This is a genomic window from Streptomyces sp. NPDC048389 (assembly GCF_040706335.1).
In the GTDB taxonomy this organism is placed as follows: Bacteria; Actinomycetota; Actinomycetes; order Streptomycetales; family Streptomycetaceae; genus Streptomyces.
On the sequence record NZ_JBEZKP010000025.1, the window covers coordinates 1 to 25,389 of the forward strand.

The window sequence follows — 25,389 nt, forward strand, 5'->3', positions numbered from 1 at the left end:
CCCACGACCAGCCAGAACTACACCCTCCACACCACCGTCACGTTCTTCGAACACGGACTTGCGAACCGCTCAAGGACGTAAACGCAACGGTGTTGACTGTGACGCCGTGGCCAGAGTTCGGTTGAGCGTGGCGGAGAGGCGCGAGGAACTGCTCCGCGCCGCCGTCCAGCAGATTGAAGAACGGGGTGTGGCGGCCGTACGGATCGCCGATGTCGCGGCCGCCCTCGGCGTGAGCAGCGCACTGGTGCTCTACCACTTCTCCACGAAGGAGAAGCTGGTCGCCGCCGCCTTCACCCACGCCGCCGACGCGGATCTGGCTCATCTGCGCAAGCTGCTCGGCCGGCGTACCAGCGCACTGCGCCGGCTGCGCGCCGCGGTGCGCTGGTACGCGCCGACAGGGCAGGCCAAGGGATGGCGGCTGTGGATCGACGCCTGGGCCGCCGCGCTGCGCGAGCCTGCGCTGCGGAGCGTGTTCCGCGACCTCGACCAGCAGTGGAAGTCCGCGCTGGCGGAGGTCATGGCGGAGGGTGCGGCCGCCGGCGAGTTCCCTTGCGAGGATCCGGCGGCGGCGGCCTGGCGGCTGACTGCGTTCCTGGACGGGCTGGCCGTCCAGATGACGTCGTACGCCGGATCGCTGTCCCGCGCGGCGATGCTGCGGTGGGCCGATGAGGCACTTGCCCGCGAACTGGGCATCGACGAGGGCGAGTTGCACTCCTCGACACGCTGAGCATCGCGGCGCGTGAAGCACGTTGAGAGCCACGGTGCGGTGAAGGCGCGCCGAGCGTCGCGCCCGGCCGCGGACCCGTCGGCCGTCGTGGGCCGACCTTCCGGGGCCCTGCTGCCTCTGGCGCTGCTTCCGCCTCTGCCTCTCAGGTCTGTCGCAGTGGTTCGTAGGCTGCGCCGTCCAGCCCGAACGTCCAGGCGACGCCTTCCCTCGCCGTCCTCGTCGTCGGCGGCACCCGCAGCCAGTACGTCCGGTGGGTGCCGTCGGGCTCCGACGTGGAGTTGACCACCTCGACCATCACCACGTCCTCGTCGTCGGCGAGCGCGATCCGCCACAGGATGCCGGTCTCGTCGCGGTGCACCGGCTCCGCGCCCGACTCCGTGAGATACCGGTCGTATCCGTAGGACTCGAGCATCACGCGGCGCAGCTCCGCGTTCTCCTCCGTGCGTATCCGCTCAGGAGTCAGCGCCGTCAGCTCGCGCAGGAACTCGGCGGGCACCGGCATACCCCTCGGACGAGCCCGCGAAGCACCACCTGTGACCTTGGACGGGCCCCGCGAAGCACCCCCGAAGAACCGCTCGGCGGGCCCTGTTGAGCACCCCGCGGAATCGCCCGCGAGCCCGCGAAGTAACCCCCGAAGCAGCCCTCGAAGGACCGCCGGTGAGCCGAAGCACCCTCGAAGAGCCACCGTCAATGGGCCCCGCAGCGCCCCCCGATGAGCTACCGGTGACCGCGGGGCCCCCGCCGCCCGCCCGCGCGTACCGGACCGCCGCCGTCCTCAGAGCGGCAGCAGGTCCGGACGCTTGGCCTCCACATGATCGCCGGAGCTCTCACCGCGCAGCCGCCGCCCGATCCAGGGCACCAGGTACTCGCGCGCCCACTGGATGTCGTCCCTGCGCACCTCCAGCGCCCCCCGCGGGGGCAGCGGCGGCCACGGCTGGTCGGGGTCGGCGGGCACGTCGATCCCGAGGACCTGCGCCGCGCGGAGGGCCACCCGGGTGTGCCCCTCTGGTGACAGGTGCAGCCGGTCGGCGTCCCAGGCCCGCCGGTCCTGGACGGACTTGAGCGACCACAGGTCCAGCACCGGGCAGTCGTACCGGTCGGCGATGGCCCGCACGTGCGCGGTGTACATGGCGATCTTGCCGCGCAGGTGGCGCAGGACGGGTACGTCCCGGGTGTCGAAGCCGGTCGTCACCATGACGGTGCCGACCGAGGCCGTGAGGTCGGCGACGGCCCTCTCGAAGCGTTCCGCCACGTCGTCCGGGTCGGAGCCGGGCCGAATGATGTCGTTGCCGCCGGCACAGAAGGTGACGAGGTCGGGCGCGAGCCTACGGGCCCTCGGCACCTGCTCCTCGACGATCTGGTCGAGGAGCCGCCCGCGCACGGCCAGGTTGGCATACCGGAAGGTGTCCTCCGGCCTGCGGTCGGCGAGCAGGACCGCGAACCGGTCCGCCCACCCGACGAATCCGCCGTCGGGTCCCGGATCGCCCACGCCCTCGGTGAAGCTGTCACCGATCGCCGCGTACGACCCGAATGCGCCACTGTTCTCTGTTCTCGAATCGTCTGCCACGGGAGCACATCCTTCCTTTACGGATGTGGCCTACGCGACCGTAAGGAGGGGTTGACGAGGGGTGATCTTTACCACCCGTCACATTCCGGGGGGACGGAATACGCGGAAGCCCCCGCTCCGCGGATGCGGAACAGGGGCTGGCGGACCGTCGCCGGACGGTGGGCCACACGGGTCAGAGGGAGACTCCGTGCTCGCGCAGGTAGGCCACCGGGTCGATGTCCGAGCCATAGGAGGGGCCGGTGCGGACCTCGAAGTGCAGGTGCGGACCGGAGGAGTTTCCGGTGGAGCCGGACAGGCCGATCTGCTGTCCACCGCTCACGGACTGACCGGTGGAAACGGCCAGCGAGGAGAGGTGGGCGTACTGGGAGTAGGTGCCGTCCGTGTGCCGGATGACGACCTCGTTGCCGTACGCGCCGCCCCAGCCGGCCGAGACGACGGTGCCCGCGCCGATGGCCTTGATGGAGCTGCCGGTCGGGGCGGCGAAGTCGACGCCGGTGTGGTAACCGCTGGACCACATCGCGCCGGAGGCGCGGTACGGCGTGGTGACGGCAGCGTCGACCGGAGCACTGAAGCCGGAAGACGACGCCGGGGCCGCGGCCTCCTTCACGGGGGCCTCCTTCACGGGGGCCTGCTCCACCGGAGCCTTCTTCGCGGGAGCCTTCTTCTTCGGGGCCTCGGCCTCGGGAGCGGCGGTCCGCGAATCGTCACGCGACGGGCGGGGCTTGGATTCGGCGCGCGGCTCGGGGTCGTTCTTCGCCTTGGACTTGGCGCCGATCGTCAGCTCCAGACCCGGGTGGATCAGCGAGGGGTTGGAGCCGATGGCGCGACGGTTGTCGTCGAAGAGCTGCTTCCAGCCGCCGCGGACGCTCTGCTCCTCGGCAATCTTCGACAGGTAGTCGCCGGCGACGACGGTGTACGTCTTCGGGGCCTTCTTGGCGGCCGGCAGCGCCGACTCGACGAGGGCCGGGGCAGCGGCCTGCTGCGGCACGGCGACCGGAGCCGCCGCCGGGGCGGCCGTGGCGGTCGTGGCACCGAGCAGCGGGAGCGCGATGGCGGCGCCGCCCGTGCCGGCGACGACGAAGCCTCGGGCGAACGGGTTGAACTTGGGACGACGGTGCTTACCCTTCGCGGGCATGGCGCATTCCTCTCCGGCGCCTACGAGGTGAGCTGTCGGGTTCGGACTGGAGATGCCCGGTCGCACTGCTTGTGCGACTTCACCCCAAGCCGTCCGGTTTTCCCGGAATCGGCGTACTACCTGGGTCCCCCGCTCCTGCCACACGTGGGTGGGTTCGAATTCCGGCCGGCGGCAGGATTAGGCGTTCCGTCCGGATTGAGCGTGACCGTAGGCGAGTCGGGCAGGCGTGGACAAGCGACGATTTTCCACGATCAACGCAGAGCCCGACATCGCCGGGGAATTCCGGTCACCCTCCGTGGACGACGCCCCTTCAATCGCCTTGCCGATTACGGAATTCACCGATCGACCCCGGGCACACAACGTCACGAATATGACGCTGCTCACGAGCCGGATCCCATCTCCCCTTCTTATGGGGCATGTTATGCCGAACAAGTCAATTCGGACAGAAGGATCATTTGGTCATCCAGTGCCGCACTACGGCTGCGGTTCACTTCCGCCGGAGCCGGATCACGGTGGCGTCCAGGTCACCCTTCAGCCCGGTGTGCAGTCCGTGGTGCAGTAGCACCCCGCCCTGATGGACGGCTCCGGTGTCGACGCACTCATAGGCCGCGGCCGGGTCGACACCGCGCAGCCGGAGCGCCGGCGGCCGTTCGCCGTACCGCTGCGCCTGGAGCAGCGCGAGCACGACCGTCTCCCCGCCCAGGAGGTACTGCACCGCGCTCAGCCCGCCCTTCGGGGCCCGAAGCCGGTACAGCTCCCCGTGCTGGACCACCGGCCGGATCTCCTTGTAGAGCCGGACCCAGTCACGTGCCTCCGCCAGTTCCGCCTCGCTCCAGGCGGCGAGGTCTCCCCCGACGCCCAGGACCCCGGCCATGGCGCTGACGAAGCGGAAGCGCAGACTGCTGCGGCGGCCGTTGAGCTGGACGTTGGGGCTGTCGGTCACCCAGGCCGCCATGACGCGGGCAGGGTGCAGCTGGCTGAAGCCGTGCTGGACGGCGAGCCGGTCCAGCGGGTCGGTGTTGTCCGAGGTCCACACCTGGTCGGTGCGGCCGAGGACTCCGAGGTCGATCCGGCCGCCCCCGCCGGAGCAGGACTCGAAGGCGACACCCGGATGCGCCGCCCGCAGCCGGTCCAGCAGGGCGTAGTAGCCCTCGACGTGGCAGGTCCACAGCTTCTGCGGATACGCCTCGCCCGGCCAGCCCGCATCGGTGAAGCAGCGGTTGAAGTCCCACTTCACATAGTCGACGGGCGCGCTCGACAGCAGGGAGTCCAGCTGTTCCCAGAGATGCTCCCGGACGTCCTCACGCGCCAGGTTCAGCACCAGCTGGTTGCGGAATTCGGTGCGCGCCCGTCCCGGATGGTGCTGCACCCAGTCGGGACGGGCGCGGTAGAGGTCGCTGTCCGCGTTGACCATCTCCGGCTCCACCCAGATCCCGAACCGCATGCCGAGGCTGTGGACTTCGCGGGCGAGCGGCGTCAGCCCACCGGGGAAGCGGTCCGGGTTCGGTGTCCAGTCGCCGAGCCCGGCACGGTCGCTGGTGCGCCGCCCGAACCAGGCGTCGTCCACGACGAACAGCTCGACCCCGATCCCGGCGGCGCGCCGGGCGAGAGCCAGCTGCTGCTGCTGCGAGATGTCGAAGCCGGTGGCCTCCCAGGAGTTGTAGAGCACCGGACGCACCTCTTGGGCGTCGGGGATGACATGGGCGAGCTGCCAGGCGTGCCACGCCCTGCTGGCGCCGCCGAATCCTCCGTCGCTCCACAGCCCCGCGAAGACCGGTGAGGTGTACGTCTGCCCCGGCGCGAGCCGCAGGAGTCCGGAATCGTCATGCCCGGCCCCACCGGTGATCTGTACTATTTTGTCCGGCAGTTGCTGTACGGCGATCCGCCAGGATCCCGACCAGCCGAGGGCGCAGCCGTAGACCTCGCCCCGCTCCTCCGTGGCGCCTTCCGCGTCCAGGGACACCCACGGCAGGTGCTGGTGGCCGGTGTGACCCCGCCGACTGCCGATGATCTTTTCGCCGTAGGTGAGTTCGGAGCGCACCAGCCGGGACTCGGCGGCCCAGCGGCCGTGCAGTTGGGAGAGCCGCCATGTGTCCCGGTGCGGCAGGGTCCAGGTGGCGGCGTCGGCCCGGAGCAGCTCGAGGTCCGGTCCGGTGCCGCCGTGGGCGACGGTGACCCAGCGTTCGATCACGTCGGAGTCGTCACGCATGCGGTAGTGCAGGGTCAGGCCGAGACCGACCAGTGCGTCGGTGAAGCGCAGCCGCAGTTCGTCGTCCTCCGCCGCCCAGTCGGCGAAGGCCCACTCGGTGCCGCGCACGGCCTCGGTACGGACCGACAGTGCGGGACGGACGAAGCGGGGGCCGCCCTCGACGGGGTACTCCTCGCGGCCGTCGAGCTGGGACTCGAAGGGCCAGTAGGGCGGCGGCCCTTGGGCCGCGAGCGCCTCGGCGTCGGCGGCCGTGATGCGGGCGCCCCAGTGCAGATGGACCAGCTCGTCCGCGCCGGTGAGGTGCAGTGCGTAGCTGCTCGCCGGCCCGGAGAGGACCCACGTACGCCCGTTGCCCGTGTTCTCGATCATCCGGCCTCTCAGATACTCACAGTCCCGCACAGACTCGAACATCATCCGCCCTGTAGGCGGCCGAGGGCAATGCCGGGACGACCGGAGTCTCGTCAACGCCCATGAAGGGCGGACAAGATGATTGCGTACTGAATGTGTGTCGTATGGTCGGAGGCCGCGCCGTCGTCGGCGAGCATTGCCGGCCACCGTCCCCCGAAGGAGTCCCCGTGACGCAGCAACTGCCGCAGGCCACCTCGTCAGAGCCCCGACTGTCCGGGGTGCGCAACTTCCGCGACGTGGGCGGACTGCCGACCGTGGACGGGCGGCGGGTGCGGTCCGGCAGGCTGTTCCGCAGCGGGCACCTGGCGCACGCGACCGAGACCGACACCGCGTTCCTGTCGACGCTCGGCCTCCACACCATCTTCGACTTCCGCAACGCCGCCGACCAGCGGCTCGAAGGACCGGACGTCGAGCTCCCCGGCGTGCGCAACGTGAATCTGCCACTGAGCGACCCGGCGGACGGGGCCGAGTTCTGGAAGATGGTCCGCGACGGGAACCTGGACCAGCTCAAGGAGATCCTCGCCGACGGCAAGGGCGCCGGACGCATGATCGAGTCGTACCGGATGATCATCACGGAGCGGACGGCGGAGCACAGCCAGGTGCTGCACGCTCTCGCGGAGGACAGCGTTCCGGCGCTGATGCACTGCGCCGCGGGCAAGGACCGTGCCGGTCTGTCGATCGCCGTCTCCCTCCTCGCCGTCGGGGTGGAGCGGGACGCCATCGAGGCGGACTACCTCATGTCCAACGACCCGCACCGACGGTACAAGGTCCGGCGCAGCGACAGCTCGCCCGACGCGATGTCCTCCGAGGTGATGGAGCTGCTCAGCCCGCTCTTCGACGCCCGCGCCGAGTATCTGGCCGCGGCGTTCGACGCCATCGAGCAGACCTGGGGCACGACGGAGCGCTATCTCTCCGAGGGCCTTCGGCTCGCTCCCGAAACGCGCGAGCGCCTGCGGGAGCGGCTGGTCGAGCAGGGCTGAGCCGGGGCTACTGATTCCGGCCGCCGAGCAGGAAGAGCAGATAGAGGAAGCCGGCGACGACGTGGCCCGCGACCAGATAGGCGAAGAGCCGGATCACCAGCCCGCGGGGGAACCGCTCCTCACGCGGGCTGTCGCCGGCGGAGCCGCGCCGGTCCAAGGGGTCGTGCGACATGTCGTGGATCACATTCCTTGCCGGTCGGGTAGCGGATGCAGCTCTGGCGCCTGGAGCAGGGTGTGGACGAACAGCAGTTCCGCGCCTTCGGGCGACTGCGCCTGGATGCGGTGCGGGGTGAGCGAGTCGAAGTGGGCGCTGTCGCCGGGACCCAGTTCATGGACGGCCTCCCCGAGACTCAGCCGCAGCCGTCCCGCGACGACGTGCAGCCACTCCTCACCCGGGTGCACCCGCACGAGATCCCCCTGGACGCCGTGGGGGACGAACACGCGCAGAGCCTGCATGGCCCGCCCCGGACCGCCCGCCCGGTGGTAGTCCCAGGAGCCGGCCGGTGCGGGTTCGGGCCGGCGGCCGCGGATGACGGGTTCGCGCTCGGGCGGCTGCTCGCCGAGCAGTTCGGCCACCGTCGTACCGTAGATACGGGCCAGCGCGAGGAGCACCGGCAGCGAGGGCTGCCGCAGGCCCGTCTCGAGCCGGGAGAGGTGGGCGGGCGAGAGGCCGGCCCGGTGGGCTCCGGCCTCCAGGGTCAGCCCGCGGCGGCGGCGCAGTTCACGCAGCCGGGGCGCCATCTCGGGCAGACCCTCGGCCGCCGGTCCCGCGGAGGTCGTCATGTTTCCATTGAGTCAGCCCATTGCCTGTGAGGCAAGATTTTTGCCTCACAGGCAAACGCAGCCTCAGCGGTTGGCGACCGCCTGCTTCATGAGGGTCTTGCCGAAGTCCCACATCAGACCGCCGTTGCCGTGGGCGTCGTCCATCACGGCGGTGAAGGCCGCCACGAAGCGGTCGACCTCCCGCTCACCGATGATCAGCGGCGGGATCAGCTTGATCACCTCCATGTGGTCACCGGAGACCTGGGTGAGGATGCGGTGCTTCTGGAACAACGGAACCACCACCATCTGCGCGAACAGCCCCTTGCGGGCCGCCTGCAGCACGGTCCAGCGGCTGCGCAGCCTGATCGACTCCGGACGCCCGAACTCGATGCCGATCATCAGCCCGCGCCCCCGGACCGCGTGCAGGAGTTCGTACCGGTCGACCAGCGCCGCCAGCCGGGAGCGCAACAACTCACCGGTCACCCTCGCGTTCGCCACGACGTGCTCGTCCTCCAGCACGGAGAGCACGGCGAGGCCCGCCGCCATCGCCTGGGCATTGGCGCCGAAACTCGCCGAGTGGGCCAGGACCCGGTCCATCGACGAGTAGACCTTCTTGAAGATCCAGTCCCGTCCGAGCGTCGCGCCCACCGGCACATAGCCGCCCGACAGTGCCTTGGCCACACACACGAGATCCGGCTCGACGCCCGCCTCGTACTGAAAGGCGTAGAAGTCCCCCGTGCGCCCCAGCCCGGTCTGCACCTCGTCCACGATGAGCAGCGCCTTGTACGTGTGCAGCAACTCCTGGGCAGCGCGCAGGAATCCCGGCGGGGTGGCGTGCACGCCCTTGCCCTGGACCGGTTCGACGACGAAGGCGGCCACGTCGCCGCGCACCAGCTCGCGCTCGAGCGCGTCGAGATCGCCCATCGCGATCGCGGTGTCGGGCAGCAGCGGTGCGAATCCGTCGCGGAAGCCCGCCTCTCCGTTGACCGAGAGCGCGCCCGTCGTCAGCCCGTGGAAGGCGTGCGAGCAGTACACGACGCGCGGCCGGCCCGTCGCGCACCGGGCGAACTTCAGCGCCGCCTCCACCGCCTCCGCCCCGCTGTTGCCGAAGTACACCCGGTCCAGGTGCGGGGTCTGGGTGAGCAGCTTCTCCGCCAGCAGCCCGGGCAGCGGCTGGCAGTCGAAGCGGGTGAGGTCGGCGAGCGAGGCGTCGATCACGTCGTGCAGGGCCTTGCGCACGACGGGGTGGTGGCGGCCGAGCCCCATCACTCCGAAACCCGCGAGCATGTCCAGGTAGTCGTTGCCCTCGGCGTCGTAGAAGTAGGCGCCCTCGGCCCGTGTGTAGACCTTGTCGAACCCGATGGTGCGCAGCATGCGCGGCAGTTGATGGTTGAGGTACCGGGCGTGCAGCTCGTAGCGCTCACCGCCGCGCCGCGCCAGCAGGTCCGCCACGTCGAAGCCCTTGGGCTGCTCGGTCATTCCTCGGCTCTCCTGATCAGGTCGTCTGGCGTGGCAGGACGCTCACCGGCTGCCGGAGACCGTCTCGCGGGCGGCACGGAGGGACTCCTTGAGCGAGCCCATGGTGGCGAGCACGGCGGTGGGTTCATAGCCGCAGTGGGCCATGCAGTTGGCGCAGCGGGGGTCCTTGCCGCGGCCGTACTTGTCCCAGTCCGTGTCCTCGACGAGCTCGCGGTAGGTGGGGACGTAGCCGTCGCTCATCAGGTAGCAGGGGCGCTGCCAGCCGAAGAGCGAGTAGTTGGGGATCGCCCAGGCGGTGCAGGGGAAGTCGGCCTTGCCCTCGAGGAAGTCGAGGAAGAGCGGGGAGTGGTTGAGCCGCCACCGGCGCCGGTTGCCGCCGGCGAAGGCTTTCCTGAACAGCTCCCTGGTCTGCTCGACGCCGAGGAAGTGTTCCTGGTCGGGGGCCTTCTCGTAGGCGTAGGCGGGCGAGATCATCATCTCGTCGACCTGGAGGTCGTCGTTGAGGTAGTTGAGCACCTCGACGACGGTCTGGGGGGTGTCGGTGTTGAAGAAGGTCGAGTTGGTGGTGACCCGGAAGCCGCGGCGCTTGGCCTCCTTGATCGCCTCGACGGCCTCGTCGAAGACGCCTTCCTTCGCCACCGACTCGTCGTGCCGCTCCCGCAGCCCGTCGATGTGCACCGCGAAGGCGAAGTAGGGGGAGGGCGTGAACTTCTCGATCTTCTTGCGCAGCAGCAGGGCGTTGGTGCACAGGAAGACGTACTTCCTGCGGCGCACCAGCTGGCGTACGATCTCGTCGATCTGAGGGTGCATCAGCGGCTCGCCGCCGGCGATGGAGACCATCGGGGCACCGGACTCCAGCACCGCACCGACCGCCTGCGCCACGGGCATCCGCTGCTTGAGCACACCCGCCGGGTGCTGGATCTTCCCGCAGCCCTCGCAGGCGAGGTTGCAGGCGTACAGCGGCTCGAGCTCGACGATCAGCGGGAACTTCTCGCGCTTGCGGAGCTTCTGTTCGAAGAGATACGTCCCGACCCTGATGGTCTGGCGGAGCGGCATGGCCATCTGGCTCACCTCCTGGGGAGCAGCAAAGAACGGTGCCATTCGAAAAATGCGGGCATGACTGAATGAAGAACACGAAAGGCCGATATTCCACCGCGAAGAGTGCCGATACGTACCAGTTCGTGTTCCGGAGCGTCCACGACCACCCGCACGGCCGCAACCGGCCGCGGTCCGGCCTCCAAGGCGCTGTTCAGTGTGGCCGCGGACTCCATGTCCGCGGCGATCGCGCCCGTGGCCAGCAGGCGCGCACGCTCGGGACCGCGTACGACGTGGTCGACGCCGATCAGCGGTCCGGTGTGCACCGTGCGGCCGGGGACGGCCTTGGCGACGGCTTTCACCAGCAGGTCCGTGCGGGTGCAGACGGTGGGCGTCCCACCGAGCCCGACCTCGTCCACGACCACCAGATCCCCCGGGTGCATGCCGGGCGCGAGACCCGCGCAGAATCCGGACGCGACGACCGCCGCCTCGGCGAGGGGCCCGGTCCGGCAGGCCGCGCGCACGGCACGCCCCGCGTTGACCGGCCCCATCCCGGTACGGAGGATCGTCACCTCACCCGCGGCGCCACTGCGGGCTCCGGCGCGCAGGGCGAGCTTCTCGATACCGAGCGCGCAGGCGATCAGCATCGGGCCGGCGGAGCCGGACGGCTCCCGGGTGTCCCCCATCAACCCCCCTCGCGGGCACCCGTACGGCCGGGGAACTGCTCCCCGTGCACGTAGCGGCCGAGTGCGGTGAGGGGGAACACCTGCCGGTACAGGTGGTAGTTGATGGAGAAGTCCCAGGGGAAGCCGGTGCCGGTGAAGTACGGCTCGTCCCAGGAGCCGTCCGCCTGCTGAGTCCTGGCGAGCCAGGCCACGCCACGCTCGACGGCCTTGCTCTCCCGCTCCCCCGCCGCCAGCAGGGCGAGCAGCGCCCAGCCGGTCTGGGAGGCCGTGGACGCGCCGCGGCCGATCGACTTCTCCTCCCGGTAGGAGCGCAGGTCCTCGCCCCAGCCGCCGTCCTCGTTCTGCACGGACTCCAGCCAGCCGACGGCGCGCCGGATCGCCGGGTGCGAGCCGGGCAGGCCCGCCGCCGTCAGGGCCGGCACCACCGCGCCCGTCCCGTAGACGTAGTTGACGCCCCACCGGCCGAACCAGGCGCCGTTCGCCTCCTGTTCGGCGAGAAGCCACCGGATCCCCCTCCGGGTGCGCGGGTCCTGGGCCAGTCCCTCATGGGCGAGCATCTCGACGACATGCGCGGTGACGTCCGCCGACGGCGGATCGATCACCTCCCCGAAGTCGCAGAACGGCAGCCGGTTCGGGAACGGGCTGGTGTTGTCGGCGTCGAACGCGGCCCAGCCGCCGTCCTGGGACTGCATGCCGAGGTTCCATCGGGTGGCGCGCGCCACGGCGGCGTCGACCCGCTCCGGGTCCGGATGCTTCACCCGCCGCAGGGCGAGCACCACCTCGGCGGTGTCGTCGATGTCCGGGTAGTTGTCGTTGTGGAACTCGAACGCCCAGCCCCCCGGGCCGACTCCGGGCCTGCGCACCGCCCAGTCGCCCGGCCGTACGATCTGCTCGCTGAGCATCCAGTCGGCCGCCTTCACCAGCGCCGGGTGGTCGGCGGGCAGTCCGGCGTCGGCGAGGGCGATCACGGCCAGGCAGGTGTCCCAGACCGGGGACTGGCATGCCTCGATCATCCGGACGGGCAGGCCGTCCTCCTCGTGCCACACGGCGAACCGGTCCAGCGACTCCAGCCCCGCGCGCATCACCGGGTGTTCGAGGTCGTAGCCGAGCAGCCGGAGGGCGATCACCGAGTACACGGCCGGGGGCTGGATGCCTCCCCAGCAGCCGTCGTTCTCCTGGCGCTCGACGATCCAGCGGGCCGCCGCGTTCATGGCGGCCCGGCGCAGCCGGCGCGGTGCGACCTTGCGGTAGGCGTGCAGCGCCTTGTCGGCGCGCTGGAAGAAGCCGTCCCAGCTCGCCGCCGGCGCGAGACGCCTGCCCGGACAGGGCCGGGTGGGGTCGGTGTGCAGCTCGTCGATGGCGAAGGGCGCGGGCCGTACCGGCCGCTTCGCGGAGACGACGGTGAGCGGCACGATGGTCTGCCGTGCCCAGCAGCCGAAGTCGTAGATGTTCAGCGGGAACCACTTCGGCAGGAAGATCAGCTCGGGCGGCAGCTCGGGCAGGGCGTCCCACTTCCACCAGCCGAACAGGGCGAGCCAGATCCGGGTGAAGACCCGGCTCGCGGCGATACCGCCCCGGCTGCGGACCCACGAGGCGGCGCGCTGCATGTGCGGGTCGTCCGGCCGGTCGCCGGCCAGCCGGAGGGCGACGTATGCCTCGATGGTGGCGGACAGCTCGCCCGGTCCGCCGTAGAACGTCGCCCAGGTACCGTCGTCGCGTTGCTGCCCCCGGATGAAGCGGGCGGACGCCTCTACGGTCGCCGCGTCCTGGATGCCGAGGAACTGCCGCAGCAGCAGGTCCTCCGCGTCCATGGTCACGTTCGTCTCGAGGTCGCCCTTCCACCAGCCCTGGGCGTCCTGCCGTGCGAGCAGGTGCTCCACGGCGCGTTCCGCGGCCCGTCCGGCCGCTTCCCGTACGCCTCCGACCGGCTCGGCGGTCCGTGCGGCGCTCGTGGGAGTTGTTCCGCCGGCAGTGGCAGCGCCGCCCCTCAGGGGCCCGCTGCTTCCGTCGGTCGTCGCTGTCATGTGTCTCCCCTTCGTTGCAGTGGTCTCTGCTGAGCCGGGGTCTGACGTCGGCCGGTGACACGAGTAGGTCACCGGCCGGCGACGCGCTTCATATGGTGCGGCTGCTGCTCCGGTCGGTCGTGGGCCGTGCCGGGCACGGCCTTGCGGCGGCGTAGACGGTGGCGATGGCGATCATCTCTTTCGTACGACGACGAAGTCCGCGAGCGCGACGAGCTGCGCCCGGACCCGTTCCGGCATGTCGACGCGGCTGAGGGCCTCGATCGCGACGGTGTGCTGGCGGCGGGCCTCCTGAGCGGTCCACTCACGGCCGCCGGCCTCCTCGATCAGAGCCGCCCGGGTGGCGAACTCCTCCTCCGAGAAGCTGTCGAAGTCGTTGCTCTTGGCGTCGGCGGCGAGCAGTTCGCCGAGCCGTTCGGATGCCTGGCCGCCGGCGGCCAGGGCCGCGACGACCGGCAGGGACTTCTTGCGCTGCCGCAGGTCGCTCCAGGTCTGCTTGCCCGTGGCGACCGGGTCGCCCCAGATGCCGAGCAGGTCGTCGACGGCCTGGAAGGCGAGGCCGAGGTGGTGGCCGTACGCCTCCAGGGTGTCGGCCGTCGCGTCGTCGGCGCCGCCGAGCACGGCGCCGATGGAGACGGCGCAGGCCAGCAGCGCGCCGGTCTTGTTGCCCTCCATCTCCAGGCACTCCTCGACGGTGACCCGCTCGCGGTGCTCGTAGGAGATGTCCTGGGCCTGTCCGTCGATGAGTTTGCGGGTGGCGGTGGTGAGCCGGCGGGTGGCCCGCCCGGCCTCCACGGTGCCGATCTCCAGCAGCACCTCGTTCGCCAGGGCGAACAGCGCGTCGCCGACGAGGATCGCCTGCGCGGGCCCGTGCACCTTCCAGACGGTGTCGCGGTGACGGCGTTGCTCGTCACCGTCCATCAGGTCGTCGTGCAGCAGGGAGAAGTTGTGGACCAGCTCGACGGCGACCGCGCCGGGGACGCCGACCTCGGGCGCTGCCCCGGCGGCCTCCGCGGACAGCAGTGCCAGCGCCGGGCGCACGGCCTTGCCGCCGTCGCCGTCGGACGGCCGGCCCTGTGCGTCGATCCAGCCGAAGTGGTAGGCGGCGACGGTGTCCATGGGCGGTGCGAGCCGGTTCACGGCGGCGCGCAGCACCGGCGTGGACAGGGCCCGTCCGCGCTCCAGCAGCGCGGAGACGTCGACGCCCTCCGCGTTCTGCGCGGTGTCGTCAGCCGGATACGCCGAGTGCACTGTCGGCACGCTTTCTCCTCTGGTTCCAGTACTGGTGCTCACGCCGCCTCCTCGAGCGGATGTTCATGGCGGCGGCCGAGCGCGAAGAGCGCGGCGGCCGCGGCACTGAACCCGCTGCGGACAGCACCCTCCATGGTCGCGGGCCAGCCGGTGGCAGTCCACGCGCCGGCAAGGTACAGGCCCGGGGCTCGTGTTGACGCATCCGGCCGCAGCCGGCCGACGCCGGGCGCCGGCGCGAACGTCGCCGTCCGCTCACGGGTGACGAAGAAGTCCCGCACCCCGGCACCGCGCGCCGCGGGCAGCAACCGCTCCAGCTCGGGCAGATACCGCTTCCGCAGCACGGACACGGGCTCGTCGATCTCGTCCTGCGCGGCCGACTGGGACACGGCCAGGTACTGGCCCTGCTTCACGCCGGACGCCTCCGTGCGGTCGAAGACCCACTGGACGTGGGTGCCGAGAGCGGCGAAGAACGGGCGGCGCAACACCCTTCTGTCGTACAGCACATGGACGTTGAGGATCGGTGCGGTGCCGATGTCGAGCAGCCGGTCCGGGTCGTCCAGCGCGCCGTCGGGGAGCAGCGCGTGGGCCTCGCGCTGGGGGACGGCGAGCACGACGGCGTCGGCGTCGATCTCCTCGCCGTCGACCGCGACCTGCCAACGGGCGTCCTCCGTCCGGGTGATGCCCCGTGCACGGGTGGACACCTCGGTGCACACCCCGGCCGAGTCGAGGGCCTTGCGGGTGAGCGTGTCGTGCAGCTCGCCGAGGGGCACCCGGGCCCAGCCGATGTCGGCGGCGCCCGGGTCGGAGAGCAGTCCGGTCTTGAAGACCATGGCGGCCAGCCCCATGGATGCCTGCGGCGCCCTCGCGTTGAGCGTCGCCAGGCCCACGAGGTCCCACAGGGCGGCGACGGCGCGCGGCGACTGGCCGTGGCGGCCGAGCCAGGTGGCGAAGTCGATGCCGTCCAGCGCCGGGTCGGCCGGGTCGAGCCTGCCGAGGGCGAGCGCGGCCCGCCCGACACCGGCGCGCTCCGCGAGGTTCAGGTGCGGATAGCGGGCGAGGCTCGCTCCGAGGTGCAGCGGTACGGGCAGCGCGCTGCGCCGCAGCCGGCCCAGCCGGGGGCCGCGCCTGGCGGCGACGTCGAGCACGGGCACGTCCAGGCGGTCCTGGACCGGGGCGAGGTGGGCGCCGTCGATCCGGTCGAGGAACCAGCGGTAGGCCGTGCAGCAACGCAGGTACACGTGCTGGCCGTTGTCCACGGTGAGGTCGCCGCGGCGGAAGGAGAAGGCGAGTCCGCCGAGCCGCGGCCGGCTCTCGAGCAGCGTGACCCGCACGCCGGCGTCGGCGAGCTGGAGGGCGGCGGTGACACCGGCGATACCGCCGCCGACGACCACGGCGTGCCGTGCGGACGTGCTGTCGGGCACCGTCATGCGCTCGCCTCCCTGTTCATCGCGGGCCCGCCCTGCGGGCGGGTCACCACCATGCCGCACCCCGCGCGGCCGTCCACGTCACCGGCACGCCGCTCCCGCACCGCCACAGGGGCGCCGAGGTGCGAAGGGACACCCCCGGCCTGCCGGCCGGCGTCGGTCCCGGCAAGGCCCGCGCCACCGGGCACCGCGCCCACCGTCCCAGCCGCGCACGCACGGGCCGCGCCGTCATGCCGGACGGGCCGGGACGGAGCGGGACCGTGAGCGAAGGGGGTTCGGGGCGTGGGGGTCATCGGCGGCCCCCGTGGGGCTGGCGGCCGATCAGGCGGGCGTCGAGGCCGGAGAGGCCGCGGACGGCGACGTACGCCTTCTCGCGACCGGGCAGGGAGACCCGTCCGCGCAGCACCGCCTCCGGCTCGCGCTCGATGCGGTCGAGGAGGCGGCGGTAGATGCCGGCCATCGCCGCGACGCACGCGCCGCTTCGCCGGTCGAGCATCGGCAGCAGGCGGTAGCCCTCGGCGAACAGGGCCCGCGCGCGCCGGACTTCGAAGTGGACGAGACCGGCGAAGTCCGAGCCGGACGGCGGGGTCGTGTCGCCGAACCCTTCTGAGCAGCCGAACTTGGCGAGGTCGTCCGCCGGGAGGTAGGTGCGGCCGTTGGCCGCGTCCTCCGACACGTCCCGGAGGATGTTCGTCAACTGCAGCGCGAGCCCCAGCGTGTCGGCGTACTCGGCGGCGCGCTCCGCTCCGCGCACGCCGGGCCGGGTGCCGAACACGCCGAGCGAGAGCCTGCCGATCGCGCCCGCGACGCACCGGCAGTACGCCTTGAGGTCGTCCCACGTCTCGTAGGTCTCGCCCCGGACGTCCATCAGCACCCCGTCGATGAGCTCGTCGAGGCCGCCGAGCGGCAGGGGGAAGCGGCGCGCGGCGTCCGAGAGCGCGACGGCGACGGGATCGGTGTCGTCGTCGTCGACGGCGCCGCGTCGGATGCGCTGGAGCAGGTCGCGGGTGCCTTCGAGGCGGTCCTGCTTGGCCTGCGGCGCCAGTGTGCCGTCACCGATGTCGTCGACGCGCCGGGAGAACGCGTACAGCGCCGACATCGCCTGGCGCTTGTGCGGCGGCAGCAGCCTGATGCCGTAGGCGAAGTTGCGTGCCTGCTGCCCGGTGACGGCCTCGCAGTAGCTGTACGCGGCCTGCACCGGCGCGGGCACCACGGTCGGTCCCTCCATCGTCCGGCTCATCCCTCTCTACGCGCTCTTCGCAAGACGGCTCCCACTTCACGCAGCAGATGTGCCCTGGTGGCTCTGGGCGGCCCGGGCAGCACATCATGTCCGGCCGTGGCGATCGCGGCGAGCGCGGCACGCCCGCCGGCGACGAATCCCGCCAGGAGCAGCCGCAGTCTGCCGTCGACGCTCCCGACCAGGGGCGTGCCCTCGTCGAGCAGCGCGCGGGCGCGCCGCGCCTCGTGGGCGACAAGGGCGCGCACCGACGCGTTCGCGGTCGGTGCGGCGAGGTCGGCCTCGGTCACGTGGAAACGTTTCATGTCCTCGGCGGGCAGGTAGATACGGTCGCGCGCCAGGTCCTCCGCGACGTCCTGGAGGTGCTCGACGATCTGCAGCGCGGTGCAGATCGCGTCGGAACGGCGCACCCGCTCGGGGGTGGTGGTGCCGGTGATGCCGAGCACCAGGCGGCCCACGGGGTCGGCCGACAGGGCGCAGTAGGCGGCGAGGTCGCCGTACGTCTGGTAGCGGCGCACCAGCTGGTCCTGCCGGTTGGCGGCGATCAGTCCGAGGAAGGGCTCCGGGGTGAGTGACCGGCGGCGGACCGTGGGGCGCAGCGCGCGCAGCAGCGGATGGCGGGGGGCTTCGCCGTCGGGGCCGAAGACACGGCGCAGATCGGCCTCGAAGGCGTCGAGCAGGGCGAGCCGGTCGTCGGCCCGGTCCGGCGGGACGCCGAGGTGCCGGGCGTCCGTGCCGCCGGGCGCCAGGTCGCCGTCGCCGATGTCGTCGACGAGGCGGGCGTAGCCGTAGACGGCCATGAGGTCGTCACGCCAGGCGCGGGGCAGGAAGAAGGGGGCGACGGGGAAGTTCTCGCCGGCCGCCTTGTCGAGGGTGGCACGGGCGGCGGCCTGCGCGGCGCCCGTCACTGCGCGCTGCCGGGAACGGGGTACGGCGCACCTCCGCGAGCGAGGACGGCGAAGCACTCTCGGAGCTGGAGATTTCCCGTCATGGCCGTCACGTCTCCCGTTCTACACTGCCGACCCAATGCATCTCATTTCGGACACGCCGCCGCACGCTGCGCCCCATGTCCGCCGCGCGGCGGTGACGGACTCGGCCGGCCGGCCCACGGCATTTCACCCGAGTTGCCGCGTTCAGTACCGGTACAGCTTACGTTGTACAACGCTCCGCGACGCCCAGGGGTGTCGCGCGGGCCCGGGGACAACGCGGCCTTCCGCGCCGATGTCCCCGCACCGCAAGGGACTTGACCGTACCCCGACGCACCGGCACCGCACATGCGGTCGCCCACGGAGGTGCGCGCGAAGGCCCCCGCCGGGGGCGGGGGCCGTGCGGAGCGGGCTACTTGCCCGTCTCCTTCTCGTACGCCTTGATGACCTCGTCGGTCGGGCCGTCCATCAGCAGTTCGCCCTTCTCCAACCACAGGACGCGGTCGCAGGTGTCCCTGATCGACTTGTTGCTGTGGCTGACCAGGAACACCGTGCCGGCCTCCTTGCGGAGCTCCCTGATCCGCTGCTCCGAGCGGATCTGGAACCGGCGGTCACCGGTGGCCAGCGCCTCGTCGATCATCAGCACGTCGTGGTTCTTCGCGGCGGCGATGGAGAAGCGCAGCCTGGCCGCCATGCCGGAGGAGTACGTGCGCATCGGCAGGGTGATGAAGTCGCCCTTCTCGTTGATGCCGGAGAAGTCGACGATGCCCTGGTAGCGCTCGCGGATCTCCTCGCGCGACATGCCCATGGCCAGGCCGCCGAGTATGACGTTGCGCTCACCGGTCAGGTCGTTCATCAGCGCCGCGTTGACGCCGAGCAGCGAGGGCTGGCCGTCGGTGTAGACCTTGCCGCTCTCGGTCGGCAGCAGACCGGCGATGGCGCGCAGCAGGGTCGACTTGCCGGAGCCGTTGGTGCCGATCAGGCCGATCGCCTCGCCCCGGTACGCGGTGAAGCTGACGCCCCGCACCGCGTGGACCTTGCGCACCCCGCGCGACTCGCCCTTGTCGCGGCGCAGCATCCGGCTCAGCGCCGCCGTGGCGCTGCCCTTGCCGCCGCCCGCGTTGACGCGGTAGACGATGTGCACGTCGTCGGCGATGACCGTCGGGACGCGTGCGTCGGCCAGGTTGTCGTTGTTCTCAGCCACGGCCGTACCGCTCCTCAGCCTTCCAGAAGTACACGAAGCCCGCGAAGCCGATCAGGACGGCCCAGCCCAGGCCCGCGGCCCACACGTGCGAGGGCAGGTTCTCGGAGCCGTAGCCGTCGATCAGCGCGAACCGCATGAGGTCCATGTAGATGGCCGCCGGGTTGTACTGGAGCACGTCCGCGATCCAGGCCGGCTTGTCGGCGAGCATCACCGGGATGGAGAACATCACACCGGACGCGTAGAGCCACGTCCGCATGACGAACGGCATCAGCTGGGCGAGGTCGGGCGTCTTCGAACCCAGCCTCGCCATGATCATGGCCAGGCCGATGTTGAACACGAACTGCAGGGCGAGCGCGGGGAGGACCAGCAGCCAGGACAGCGCCGGATAGCTGCCGAAGCCCACCACGATCGCCAGCAGCACGATCATGGAGAACAGCAGCTGCTGGAGCTGCTGGAGCGCGAAGGAGATCGGCAGCGAGGCGCGCGGGAAGTGCAGGGCGCGCACCAGCCCGAGATTGCCGGAGATCGAGCGCACGCCCGCCATGACCGAGGTCTGGGTGAAGGTGAACGCGAACACGCCCGTCACCAGGAACGGGATGTAGATGTCCATCGACATCCCGCGGCTGGTCTTGAGGATCACCCCGAAGATCACCAGGTAGACGAACGCGTTCAGCAGCGGAGTCGCCACCTGCCAGAGCTGGCCGAGCTTGGCCTGGCTGTACTGGGCGGTCAGCTTCGCCTGCGAGAAGGCCAGGATGAAGTGGCGCCGGCCCCAGAGCTGCCTGATGTACGGAACCAGGCCCGGACGGGCACCGCTGACCGACAGCCCGTACTTGGCGGCGAGCTGTGACGGGGACAGGCCGTCGTCGGGCGACGGTGCGGGACTCATCGCGACGGCGCCGTCATGGGTTGTGTCACTCACAAGTTGAAACTTTCGTGTTCAAGATGCGCGGCAATTCGGGGCGCGGCCTCACCGGCCTGTGGTCCCGATGCTCTCAGAGCCGAGCATGTCAGATGACAGGAGGTCGGCCCAGCCTGGTGAGACGCCACACCGTACGCCATCTCATCGGACGGCGCGGTCCGCACGGGGTGCGCCAGCCCTCCGCGAAGCCGCCGAACCACGCCTTCAGCGCCGAAAGCGACGGGCGACGCAGCAGCGTGAGGAGGATCCACACCGCCAGGTAGACGGGCACCAGCGGCGCGGGCAGGTTCCGGCGGGCGACCCACACCCGGTTGCGGGCCACCATGCGGTGGTAGACCGCGTGCCGTGACGGGGGCATCGTCGGATGGAGGAGCAGCATGTCGGCGCGGTACTCGATGGACCAGCCGGCGTCCAGCGCGCGCCAGGCGAGATCCGTCTCCTCGTGCGCGTAGAAGAACTCGTCCGGGAGACCGCCGACCTCGCCCAGGAGCTTGGTGCGCACGGCGTTGGCGCCGCCGAGGAAGGTGGTCACCCGCGAGGAGCGCATCGGGTCGGAGGCGCGCAGCCGCGGGACGTGGCGGCGCTGGGTGAGCCCGGTCTCGGGGTCGGCGATGCGGAAGCTGACGATGCCGAGCCCCGGGTCCGCGTCGAATGCCTCGCGGACCAGCCGGGCGGTGCCGGTGTCGGGCAGCAGTCCGTCGTCGTCGAGGAAGAGGAGGACGTCGACGTCAGAGCCGCCGGGCCCGAACGCCTCGATCCCGACGTTGCGGCCGCCGGGGATGCCCAGGTTCTCCGGCAGCTCCACGGTCCGCACACCGGCGGGCACGTCGACCACGGGGGCGCCGTTGCCGACGACGACCACCTCGATCGGATCGCCGTCCTGCTTGGCGACGGAGTCGAGCAGGGCGCGCAGTTCGTCGGGCCGGGTTCCCATCGTGATGACGACGGCGCCCAGTTTCAGCGATGAGGTCATTTCAGCCTGCTCGACGCCAGGACGGAAACCAGGTGCAGCAGCGTCTGGAGCAGCGCGATGCCGGCCAGCACGGCGACGCCGAGGCGGGTGAAGAACAGGTCGCCCCGGGCCTGGTCCAGGACGGCCAGCACCACGATGAGCAGGGACGCCTCGATGCCGAGGACCAACCGGTGGAACTTGAGCGCGGCGGCCGCCCGGCGGGCGAGCGCCACCCCGGAAGAGCGCGGCTCTGCCGCCGCCTCCTTGACCGGCGGCAACCCGCCCTGGTGCCGGGCGACGCCGACCAGGTCGGTCTCCGCCTTGATCAGGATCGCGCCGAGGGCGGCCAGGGTGCCGAGGAAGGCCCACAGCCAGTCGATCCGGCCGCTGCCCCACAGGTCCGCGGCGCGCAGACCGAAGCCGACGAGGACCGCCGCGTCGCACAGATAGGCGCCGACCCGGTCCAGGTACACGCCGGAGAGCGAGAACTGCTGCTTCCAGCGCGCCACCTCGCCGTCGACACAGTCGAGCAGCAGGTAGAGCTGGACCGCGACCGCACCGAGGACGGCCCCCCATATGCCCGGCACCAGGAGGGCCGGAGCAGCCAGGACACCGGCGAGCGTCATCACATAGGTCAGCTGGTTCGGCGTGACTTTGGTGGTGACCAGGAGGCGGGTGATGCGCAGGGAGATCTCTCGCATGTAGAGGCGGCCGCCCCAGTGCTCACCGCTGCGCCGGTCCTTCACACCCGCCGGGTGAACGACCGGGCGGAGTTCAGCTACTGATGGTCTTGGCATAGTCGGCGTACGCGTCCCTGATCTGGTCGTGGGTGAGGTCGAGGTGCTCGAGGATGGTGAAGCGGCCCGGGCGGGTCTGCGGCGCGTACTCCACGGCGCGCACGAACTCGTCCGGGGTGAACCCGATCTCCTCGGGCAGCACCGGCAGCCCGTGCCGGCGCAGCACCTCGGCGAACAGGCGCGACTCCTCGTGGGCGCCGCGCAGGTGCATCGCGAAGGCCGCGCCGAGACCGCACTGCTCGCCGTGGCTGGCGGCCCGCTTGGGGTAGAGCAGGTCGAAGGCGTGGCTGATCTCGTGGCAGGCGCCCGAGGCCGGGCGTGAGTCGCCGCTGATCGACATGGCGATCCCGGTGAGCACCAGCGCCTCGGCGAGGACCGTGAGGAACTCGTCGTCGCCGACGCCGCCGGGGTGGCGCAGCACGGACTCGCCGGCGGTGCGGCCCATGGCGGCGGCCAGGCCGTCGACCTTCTCGCCGGTGATCCGCTGCGACAGCTCCCAGTCGGCGATCGACGAGATGTTGGAGATCGCGTCGCCGATGCCGGAGCGGACGAAGCGCACCGGGGCGTCGCGGATCACGTCCAGGTCGATGACCATGGCGATCGGCGTGGGGACACCGTAGGAGCCGCGGCCGTTGTCGTTGTCGAGCGTCGAGACCGGGGAGCACAGACCGTCGTGCGAGAGGTTGGTCGCGACGGCGACGAGCGGGAGCCCCACCCGCGCCGCGGCGTACTTCGCCACGTCGATGATCTTGCCGCCGCCGAGGCCGACGACCGCGTCGTACCGCTTGCCCTTGATGTCGTCGGCCAGCTTCACCGCGGCGTCGATGGTCCCGCCGCAGACCTCGTACCAGTCGGCTCCGGGCAGGGCCGGGGCCATCTCGGCGCGCAGCTTCTGCCCCGAGCCGCCGCTGATCGCGAAGGCCAGTCGGCCGGAGGCCGAGATCCGCTGGTCGGCGAGGATGCCGGCCAGGTCGTCGAGGGCACCCGCGCGGATGTCGACGACGACCGGGGAGGGGATGAGCCGGGTCAGTACTGGCACGCGATCTCACGGCCCTTCGCGAGGTCGTCGTGGTTGTCGATCTCGACCCACTTGACGTCACCGATGGGGGCCACGTCGATCGTGAAGCCGCGGTTGACGAGCTCCTGGTAGCCGTCCTCGTAGTAGAGGTCGGGGTCCCGCTCGAAGGTGGCCTCGAGCGCGTCGGCGAGGTCGGCGGCCGCCTCCGGCTCGATGAGCGTGACGCCGATGTACTCGCCGGTGGCGGTGGCCGGGTCCATCAGCTTGGTGATCCGCCGGACGCCCTTGCCCTCGGCGGTGACGACCTTCATCTCCTCGTCGGCGAGGTGCTTCACCGTGTCGAGGGCGAGGATGATCCTCCGGCCGTCGCCGCGGGCGGCGAGCAGCGTCTTCTCGACGGAGACGGGGTGCACGGTGTCGCCGTTGGCGAGGATCACGCCCTGGGCGAGGAGGTCACGGGCGCACCACAGGGAGTAGGCGTTGTTCCACTCCTCCGCCTTGTCGTTGTCGACGAGGGTGAGCTTCAGCCCGTACTTCGCCTCGAGCTCCGCCTTGCGCGCGTACACGGCCTCCTTGCGGTAGCCGACGACGATCGCGGCCTCGGTGAGCCCGATCTCCGCGAAGTTGCCGAGCGTCAGGTCCAGGACCGTGACCGAGCCGTCCCCCGCGGGGTCCACGGGCACGAGGGCCTTCGGGAGCGTGTCCGTGTAGGGGCGCAGACGCCGTCCAGCACCGGCTGCCAGTACGAGGCCGATCATGCGGGTTCTCCTTCGTCATGTACGGCGGGTGCCTGCGAGGACACCCAGAAGCGGATGCTCTCCACCAGCACCACCAGGGCCACGGCCACAGCGAGGACCGTCAGCGCGAGGGTGAAGTCTGCGGTGCCCGGCAGGAGGGCGAGCAGCGCGACCGCGAGGACCCGCCCCTCGTGCCCGCCGATCGTCCGCACCAGCCAGTGCGGGGGCGCGCCGGTGCCGCCGCGGATGCGGTACACCGTGTCGTAGTGATGGTAGGCGACGGCCGCAATCAGGCCGAAAGCCGCGGGCAACGCCCCGTTCACCCCCGCGTGGGCGGCGAGCACGAGGATGGTGCCGTACTCGGCGGCCCGGAAGACCGGGGGGACCAGCCAGTCGAGGGCGCCCTTGAGGGGCCGGGCGACGGCGATGCCCGAGGTGGCCGCGTACACGAGGGCGGCGGCAACCGTCCAGACGCTGCCGAATCCGGTGAACGCGGCGGTCGCCACGAGAGCGGCCGCACCGGCAGCGGCCGCCGCCAGCGGCGCGGCGCCGGGCAGCCTCCGTGCCCAGCGCGCCGAGGCGCGGGCCACGGCCTCGGCCGCCGGACCCGAGTCCGCGAGGTCGGCGAGGGCCTGGGCGGCACGGTCCGTGCGGTGCGCCCTGCGGGTCAGCGAGCGCAGCACCCGGCCGGCCGTGGTGTAGCAGGCGGCCAGCGAGCAGCCGACGAGCAGGGCGTAGAAGACGACGCGCGGGGTGGCCACGGCGGTGAGCACGGCGATCATGGCCCAGCGCTCACCGATCGGAAGCACTATCATCCGGCGCAACCAGACCGTCCAGCCGACGCTGTCGAGCTTGCTGGACAGGGCCGCGGTCGGACTGGTGTTCGCGGTCGCGTCGTGGTTCGCCTCGTTGAAGGAGAAGTCCACGACGTGCCGGCAGGTCTGGAGCACCATCGCGCCGAGCGCGAGAGCCCACACGTCGTCCCCGCCACGGGCCGCGCCGAGCGCGAGGCCGGCGTAGTAGGCGTACTCCTTGGCCCGGTCGAAGGTCGCGTCGAGCCAGGCGCCCATCGTCGAGTACTGCAGGGAGTAGCGGGCGAGCTGCCCGTCGGTGCAGTCGAGGACGAAGGAGAACAGCAGCAGCAGACCGGCCGCGACGAACCCGGGGCGGGTTCCGGTGGCCGCGCACCCCGCCGCGACCAGCGCGGTGAGCAGGGACGCGGTCGTGACCTGGTTCGGGGTCAGTCCGCGGCGGGCGCACCAGCGGGCGATGTAGCGGGAGTACGGACTGATGCAGAACGTCGTGAAAAAGCCGTCACGCGCCTTCACGGCGGAGCGCAGCCGTACCGCCTCGTCGTCGACCGCCTCCACGGCGGCGCGCACCCGGTGCCGCGCCTCCGCCTCCGACGGCACGGCGGCGACCAGGGAACCCAGCTCGGGGCGGTGCACGGCCACGCCCCGGGCCTCGAGTTCGGCGGCCACGCCGTCGACCACGCCGTCACCGGCCACGGCGCCCGCGCCGGCGGGCACGGTCGCGGAGACCGCCTGTACCGCACCGGTCAGCGCGGCACGTCCGGCGGGCTGGGCGGTGAGCGCGCCGGTGACGGCCGCGATGGGGAACCTCGGGTCGGTGAGCGCCAGCCGCAGGGCGTGCACATGGCCCAGGAAGCGCGGGTCGACCACGGCGACGCGCTCGGCACCGGGCACGGCCGCGATCAGGGCGGCGGTGTGCTCGGGGCCGCCCGCGACCCGCACGTCGAAGCCCAGCGACCGCAGATCGCCCTCGAGCGACGATCCGGGTACCGGCGGACCGGTGAGGATGGCGGTCGACAGACGAACTCACTCCTTGGAGCCGAGGATGCTGGAGCACGGCGGCCCGGCCCGGCAGTGGGGCGGCGGCACGTCGGCTGAGG

Annotated in this window: 22 protein-coding genes, 1 pseudogene and 1 riboswitch; of the genes and pseudogenes, 2 read left to right on the top strand and 21 right to left on the bottom strand. The window is 71.4% G+C overall.

From position 1 onward, the window contains the following. Nucleotides 1-106 precede the first annotated feature (106 nt). A complete protein-coding gene (locus AB0903_RS18625; RefSeq protein ID WP_366704048.1) occupies nucleotides 107-727 on the top strand; it encodes a TetR/AcrR family transcriptional regulator in 621 nt (206 codons plus the stop codon). 142 nt (nucleotides 728-869) lie between these two features. On the opposite strand, the pseudogene AB0903_RS18630 reads toward AB0903_RS18625, so the two are convergent. The 4 genes and pseudogenes from AB0903_RS18630 to AB0903_RS18645 all read right to left on the bottom strand — a co-directional run. Next, nucleotides 870-1,235, bottom strand: a pseudogene (locus AB0903_RS18630) (DUF6745 domain-containing protein); the annotation flags it as partial. A 267-nt stretch (nucleotides 1,236-1,502) separates the two neighbouring features. After that, nucleotides 1,503-2,294, bottom strand: a complete 792-nt coding sequence (locus tag AB0903_RS18635) for an SGNH/GDSL hydrolase family protein (RefSeq protein ID WP_366704050.1) — start codon at nucleotides 2,292-2,294, stop codon at nucleotides 1,503-1,505. A gap of 172 nt (nucleotides 2,295-2,466) precedes the next feature. Then, on the bottom strand, nucleotides 2,467-3,429 hold the full coding sequence (locus AB0903_RS18640) for a LysM peptidoglycan-binding domain-containing M23 family metallopeptidase (protein ID WP_366704051.1): 963 nt from the start codon (nucleotides 3,427-3,429) through the stop codon (nucleotides 2,467-2,469). Between the two features lie 4 nt (nucleotides 3,430-3,433). Then, nucleotides 3,434-3,590: riboswitch (cyclic di-AMP (ydaO/yuaA leader) on the bottom strand. A gap of 326 nt (nucleotides 3,591-3,916) precedes the next feature. Beyond that, entirely contained in the window at nucleotides 3,917-6,007 is a 2,091-nt protein-coding gene (locus tag AB0903_RS18645; RefSeq protein WP_366704053.1) for an alpha-galactosidase, read from the bottom strand. Nucleotides 6,008-6,213: 206 nt separating this feature from the next. Here AB0903_RS18645 and AB0903_RS18650 point away from each other — a divergent pair, with 206 nt between their 5' ends. Beyond that, the gene (locus AB0903_RS18650) at nucleotides 6,214-7,026 is read left to right on the top strand and encodes a tyrosine-protein phosphatase (RefSeq protein ID WP_366704055.1); all 813 of its coding nucleotides are present in this window, start codon (nucleotides 6,214-6,216) and stop codon (nucleotides 7,024-7,026) included. Nucleotides 7,027-7,033: 7 nt separating this feature from the next. Here AB0903_RS18650 and AB0903_RS18655 read toward each other — a convergent pair whose 3' ends face one another. The 17 genes from AB0903_RS18655 to AB0903_RS18735 form a co-directional block, all read right to left on the bottom strand. Continuing rightward, nucleotides 7,034-7,198: a DUF6126 family protein gene (locus tag AB0903_RS18655; RefSeq protein WP_366704057.1), complete on the bottom strand. Its 165-nt coding sequence runs from the start codon at nucleotides 7,196-7,198 to the stop codon at nucleotides 7,034-7,036. An 8-nt stretch (nucleotides 7,199-7,206) separates the two neighbouring features. Next, on the bottom strand, nucleotides 7,207-7,809 hold the full coding sequence (locus AB0903_RS18660; protein WP_366704059.1) for an XRE family transcriptional regulator: 603 nt from the start codon (nucleotides 7,807-7,809) through the stop codon (nucleotides 7,207-7,209). Between the two features lie 63 nt (nucleotides 7,810-7,872). Beyond that, nucleotides 7,873-9,267 carry an aspartate aminotransferase family protein gene (locus AB0903_RS18665; RefSeq protein WP_366704061.1) on the bottom strand — a complete coding sequence of 465 codons (1,395 nt, stop codon included), beginning with the start codon at nucleotides 9,265-9,267 and terminating at the stop codon, nucleotides 7,873-7,875. Nucleotides 9,268-9,309: 42 nt separating this feature from the next. Beyond that, complete coding sequence (gene hpnH, locus AB0903_RS18670; RefSeq protein WP_366704063.1) at nucleotides 9,310-10,329, bottom strand: adenosyl-hopene transferase HpnH; 1,020 nt, start codon at nucleotides 10,327-10,329, stop codon at nucleotides 9,310-9,312. 5 nt (nucleotides 10,330-10,334) lie between these two features. Continuing rightward, on the bottom strand, nucleotides 10,335-10,988 hold the full coding sequence (locus tag AB0903_RS18675) for a 1-hydroxy-2-methyl-2-butenyl 4-diphosphate reductase (RefSeq protein ID WP_366704065.1): 654 nt from the start codon (nucleotides 10,986-10,988) through the stop codon (nucleotides 10,335-10,337). Next, on the bottom strand, nucleotides 10,988-13,012 hold the full coding sequence (gene shc / locus AB0903_RS18680) for a squalene--hopene cyclase (protein ID WP_366704067.1): 2,025 nt from the start codon (nucleotides 13,010-13,012) through the stop codon (nucleotides 10,988-10,990). Before shc ends, AB0903_RS18675 begins: the two co-directional genes overlap by 1 nt. 171 nt (nucleotides 13,013-13,183) lie before the next feature. Next, nucleotides 13,184-14,260 carry a polyprenyl synthetase family protein gene (locus tag AB0903_RS18685; RefSeq protein WP_366704199.1) on the bottom strand — a complete coding sequence of 359 codons (1,077 nt, stop codon included), beginning with the start codon at nucleotides 14,258-14,260 and terminating at the stop codon, nucleotides 13,184-13,186. A gap of 38 nt (nucleotides 14,261-14,298) precedes the next feature. Beyond that, on the bottom strand, nucleotides 14,299-15,687 hold the full coding sequence (gene hpnE, locus AB0903_RS18690) for a hydroxysqualene dehydroxylase HpnE (RefSeq protein WP_366704069.1): 1,389 nt from the start codon (nucleotides 15,685-15,687) through the stop codon (nucleotides 14,299-14,301). Between the two features lie 286 nt (nucleotides 15,688-15,973). Next, on the bottom strand, nucleotides 15,974-16,912 hold the full coding sequence (gene hpnD / locus AB0903_RS18695) for a presqualene diphosphate synthase HpnD (protein WP_366704071.1): 939 nt from the start codon (nucleotides 16,910-16,912) through the stop codon (nucleotides 15,974-15,976). Nucleotides 16,913-16,920: 8 nt separating this feature from the next. Continuing rightward, on the bottom strand, nucleotides 16,921-17,829 hold the full coding sequence (hpnC, locus tag AB0903_RS18700; RefSeq protein WP_366704073.1) for a squalene synthase HpnC: 909 nt from the start codon (nucleotides 17,827-17,829) through the stop codon (nucleotides 16,921-16,923). Nucleotides 17,830-18,259: 430 nt separating this feature from the next. Beyond that, on the bottom strand, nucleotides 18,260-19,051 hold the full coding sequence (locus tag AB0903_RS18705; RefSeq protein ID WP_366704075.1) for an ABC transporter ATP-binding protein: 792 nt from the start codon (nucleotides 19,049-19,051) through the stop codon (nucleotides 18,260-18,262). Continuing rightward, complete coding sequence (locus AB0903_RS18710; protein ID WP_366704077.1) at nucleotides 19,044-19,973, bottom strand: ABC transporter permease; 930 nt, start codon at nucleotides 19,971-19,973, stop codon at nucleotides 19,044-19,046. The genes AB0903_RS18705 and AB0903_RS18710 overlap by 8 nt, the downstream gene beginning before the upstream one ends. An 88-nt stretch (nucleotides 19,974-20,061) precedes the next feature. After that, nucleotides 20,062-20,946 carry a glycosyltransferase gene (locus AB0903_RS18715; RefSeq protein ID WP_366704079.1) on the bottom strand — a complete coding sequence of 295 codons (885 nt, stop codon included), beginning with the start codon at nucleotides 20,944-20,946 and terminating at the stop codon, nucleotides 20,062-20,064. Beyond that, entirely contained in the window at nucleotides 20,943-21,722 is a 780-nt protein-coding gene (locus AB0903_RS18720; protein ID WP_366704081.1) for a CDP-alcohol phosphatidyltransferase family protein, read from the bottom strand. Before AB0903_RS18720 ends, AB0903_RS18715 begins: the two co-directional genes overlap by 4 nt. Further along, nucleotides 21,700-22,761: an iron-containing alcohol dehydrogenase family protein gene (locus AB0903_RS18725; RefSeq protein WP_366704083.1), complete on the bottom strand. Its 1,062-nt coding sequence runs from the start codon at nucleotides 22,759-22,761 to the stop codon at nucleotides 21,700-21,702. The genes AB0903_RS18720 and AB0903_RS18725 overlap by 23 nt, the downstream gene beginning before the upstream one ends. Further along, nucleotides 22,749-23,498 carry a phosphocholine cytidylyltransferase family protein gene (locus tag AB0903_RS18730; protein WP_366704085.1) on the bottom strand — a complete coding sequence of 250 codons (750 nt, stop codon included), beginning with the start codon at nucleotides 23,496-23,498 and terminating at the stop codon, nucleotides 22,749-22,751. Before AB0903_RS18730 ends, AB0903_RS18725 begins: the two co-directional genes overlap by 13 nt. Continuing rightward, nucleotides 23,495-25,309 (bottom strand): DUF5941 domain-containing protein, encoded by a 1,815-nt coding sequence (locus AB0903_RS18735; protein ID WP_366704201.1) that lies wholly within the window; start codon nucleotides 25,307-25,309, stop codon nucleotides 23,495-23,497. Before AB0903_RS18735 ends, AB0903_RS18730 begins: the two co-directional genes overlap by 4 nt. Nucleotides 25,310-25,389: the final 80 nt, after the last annotated feature.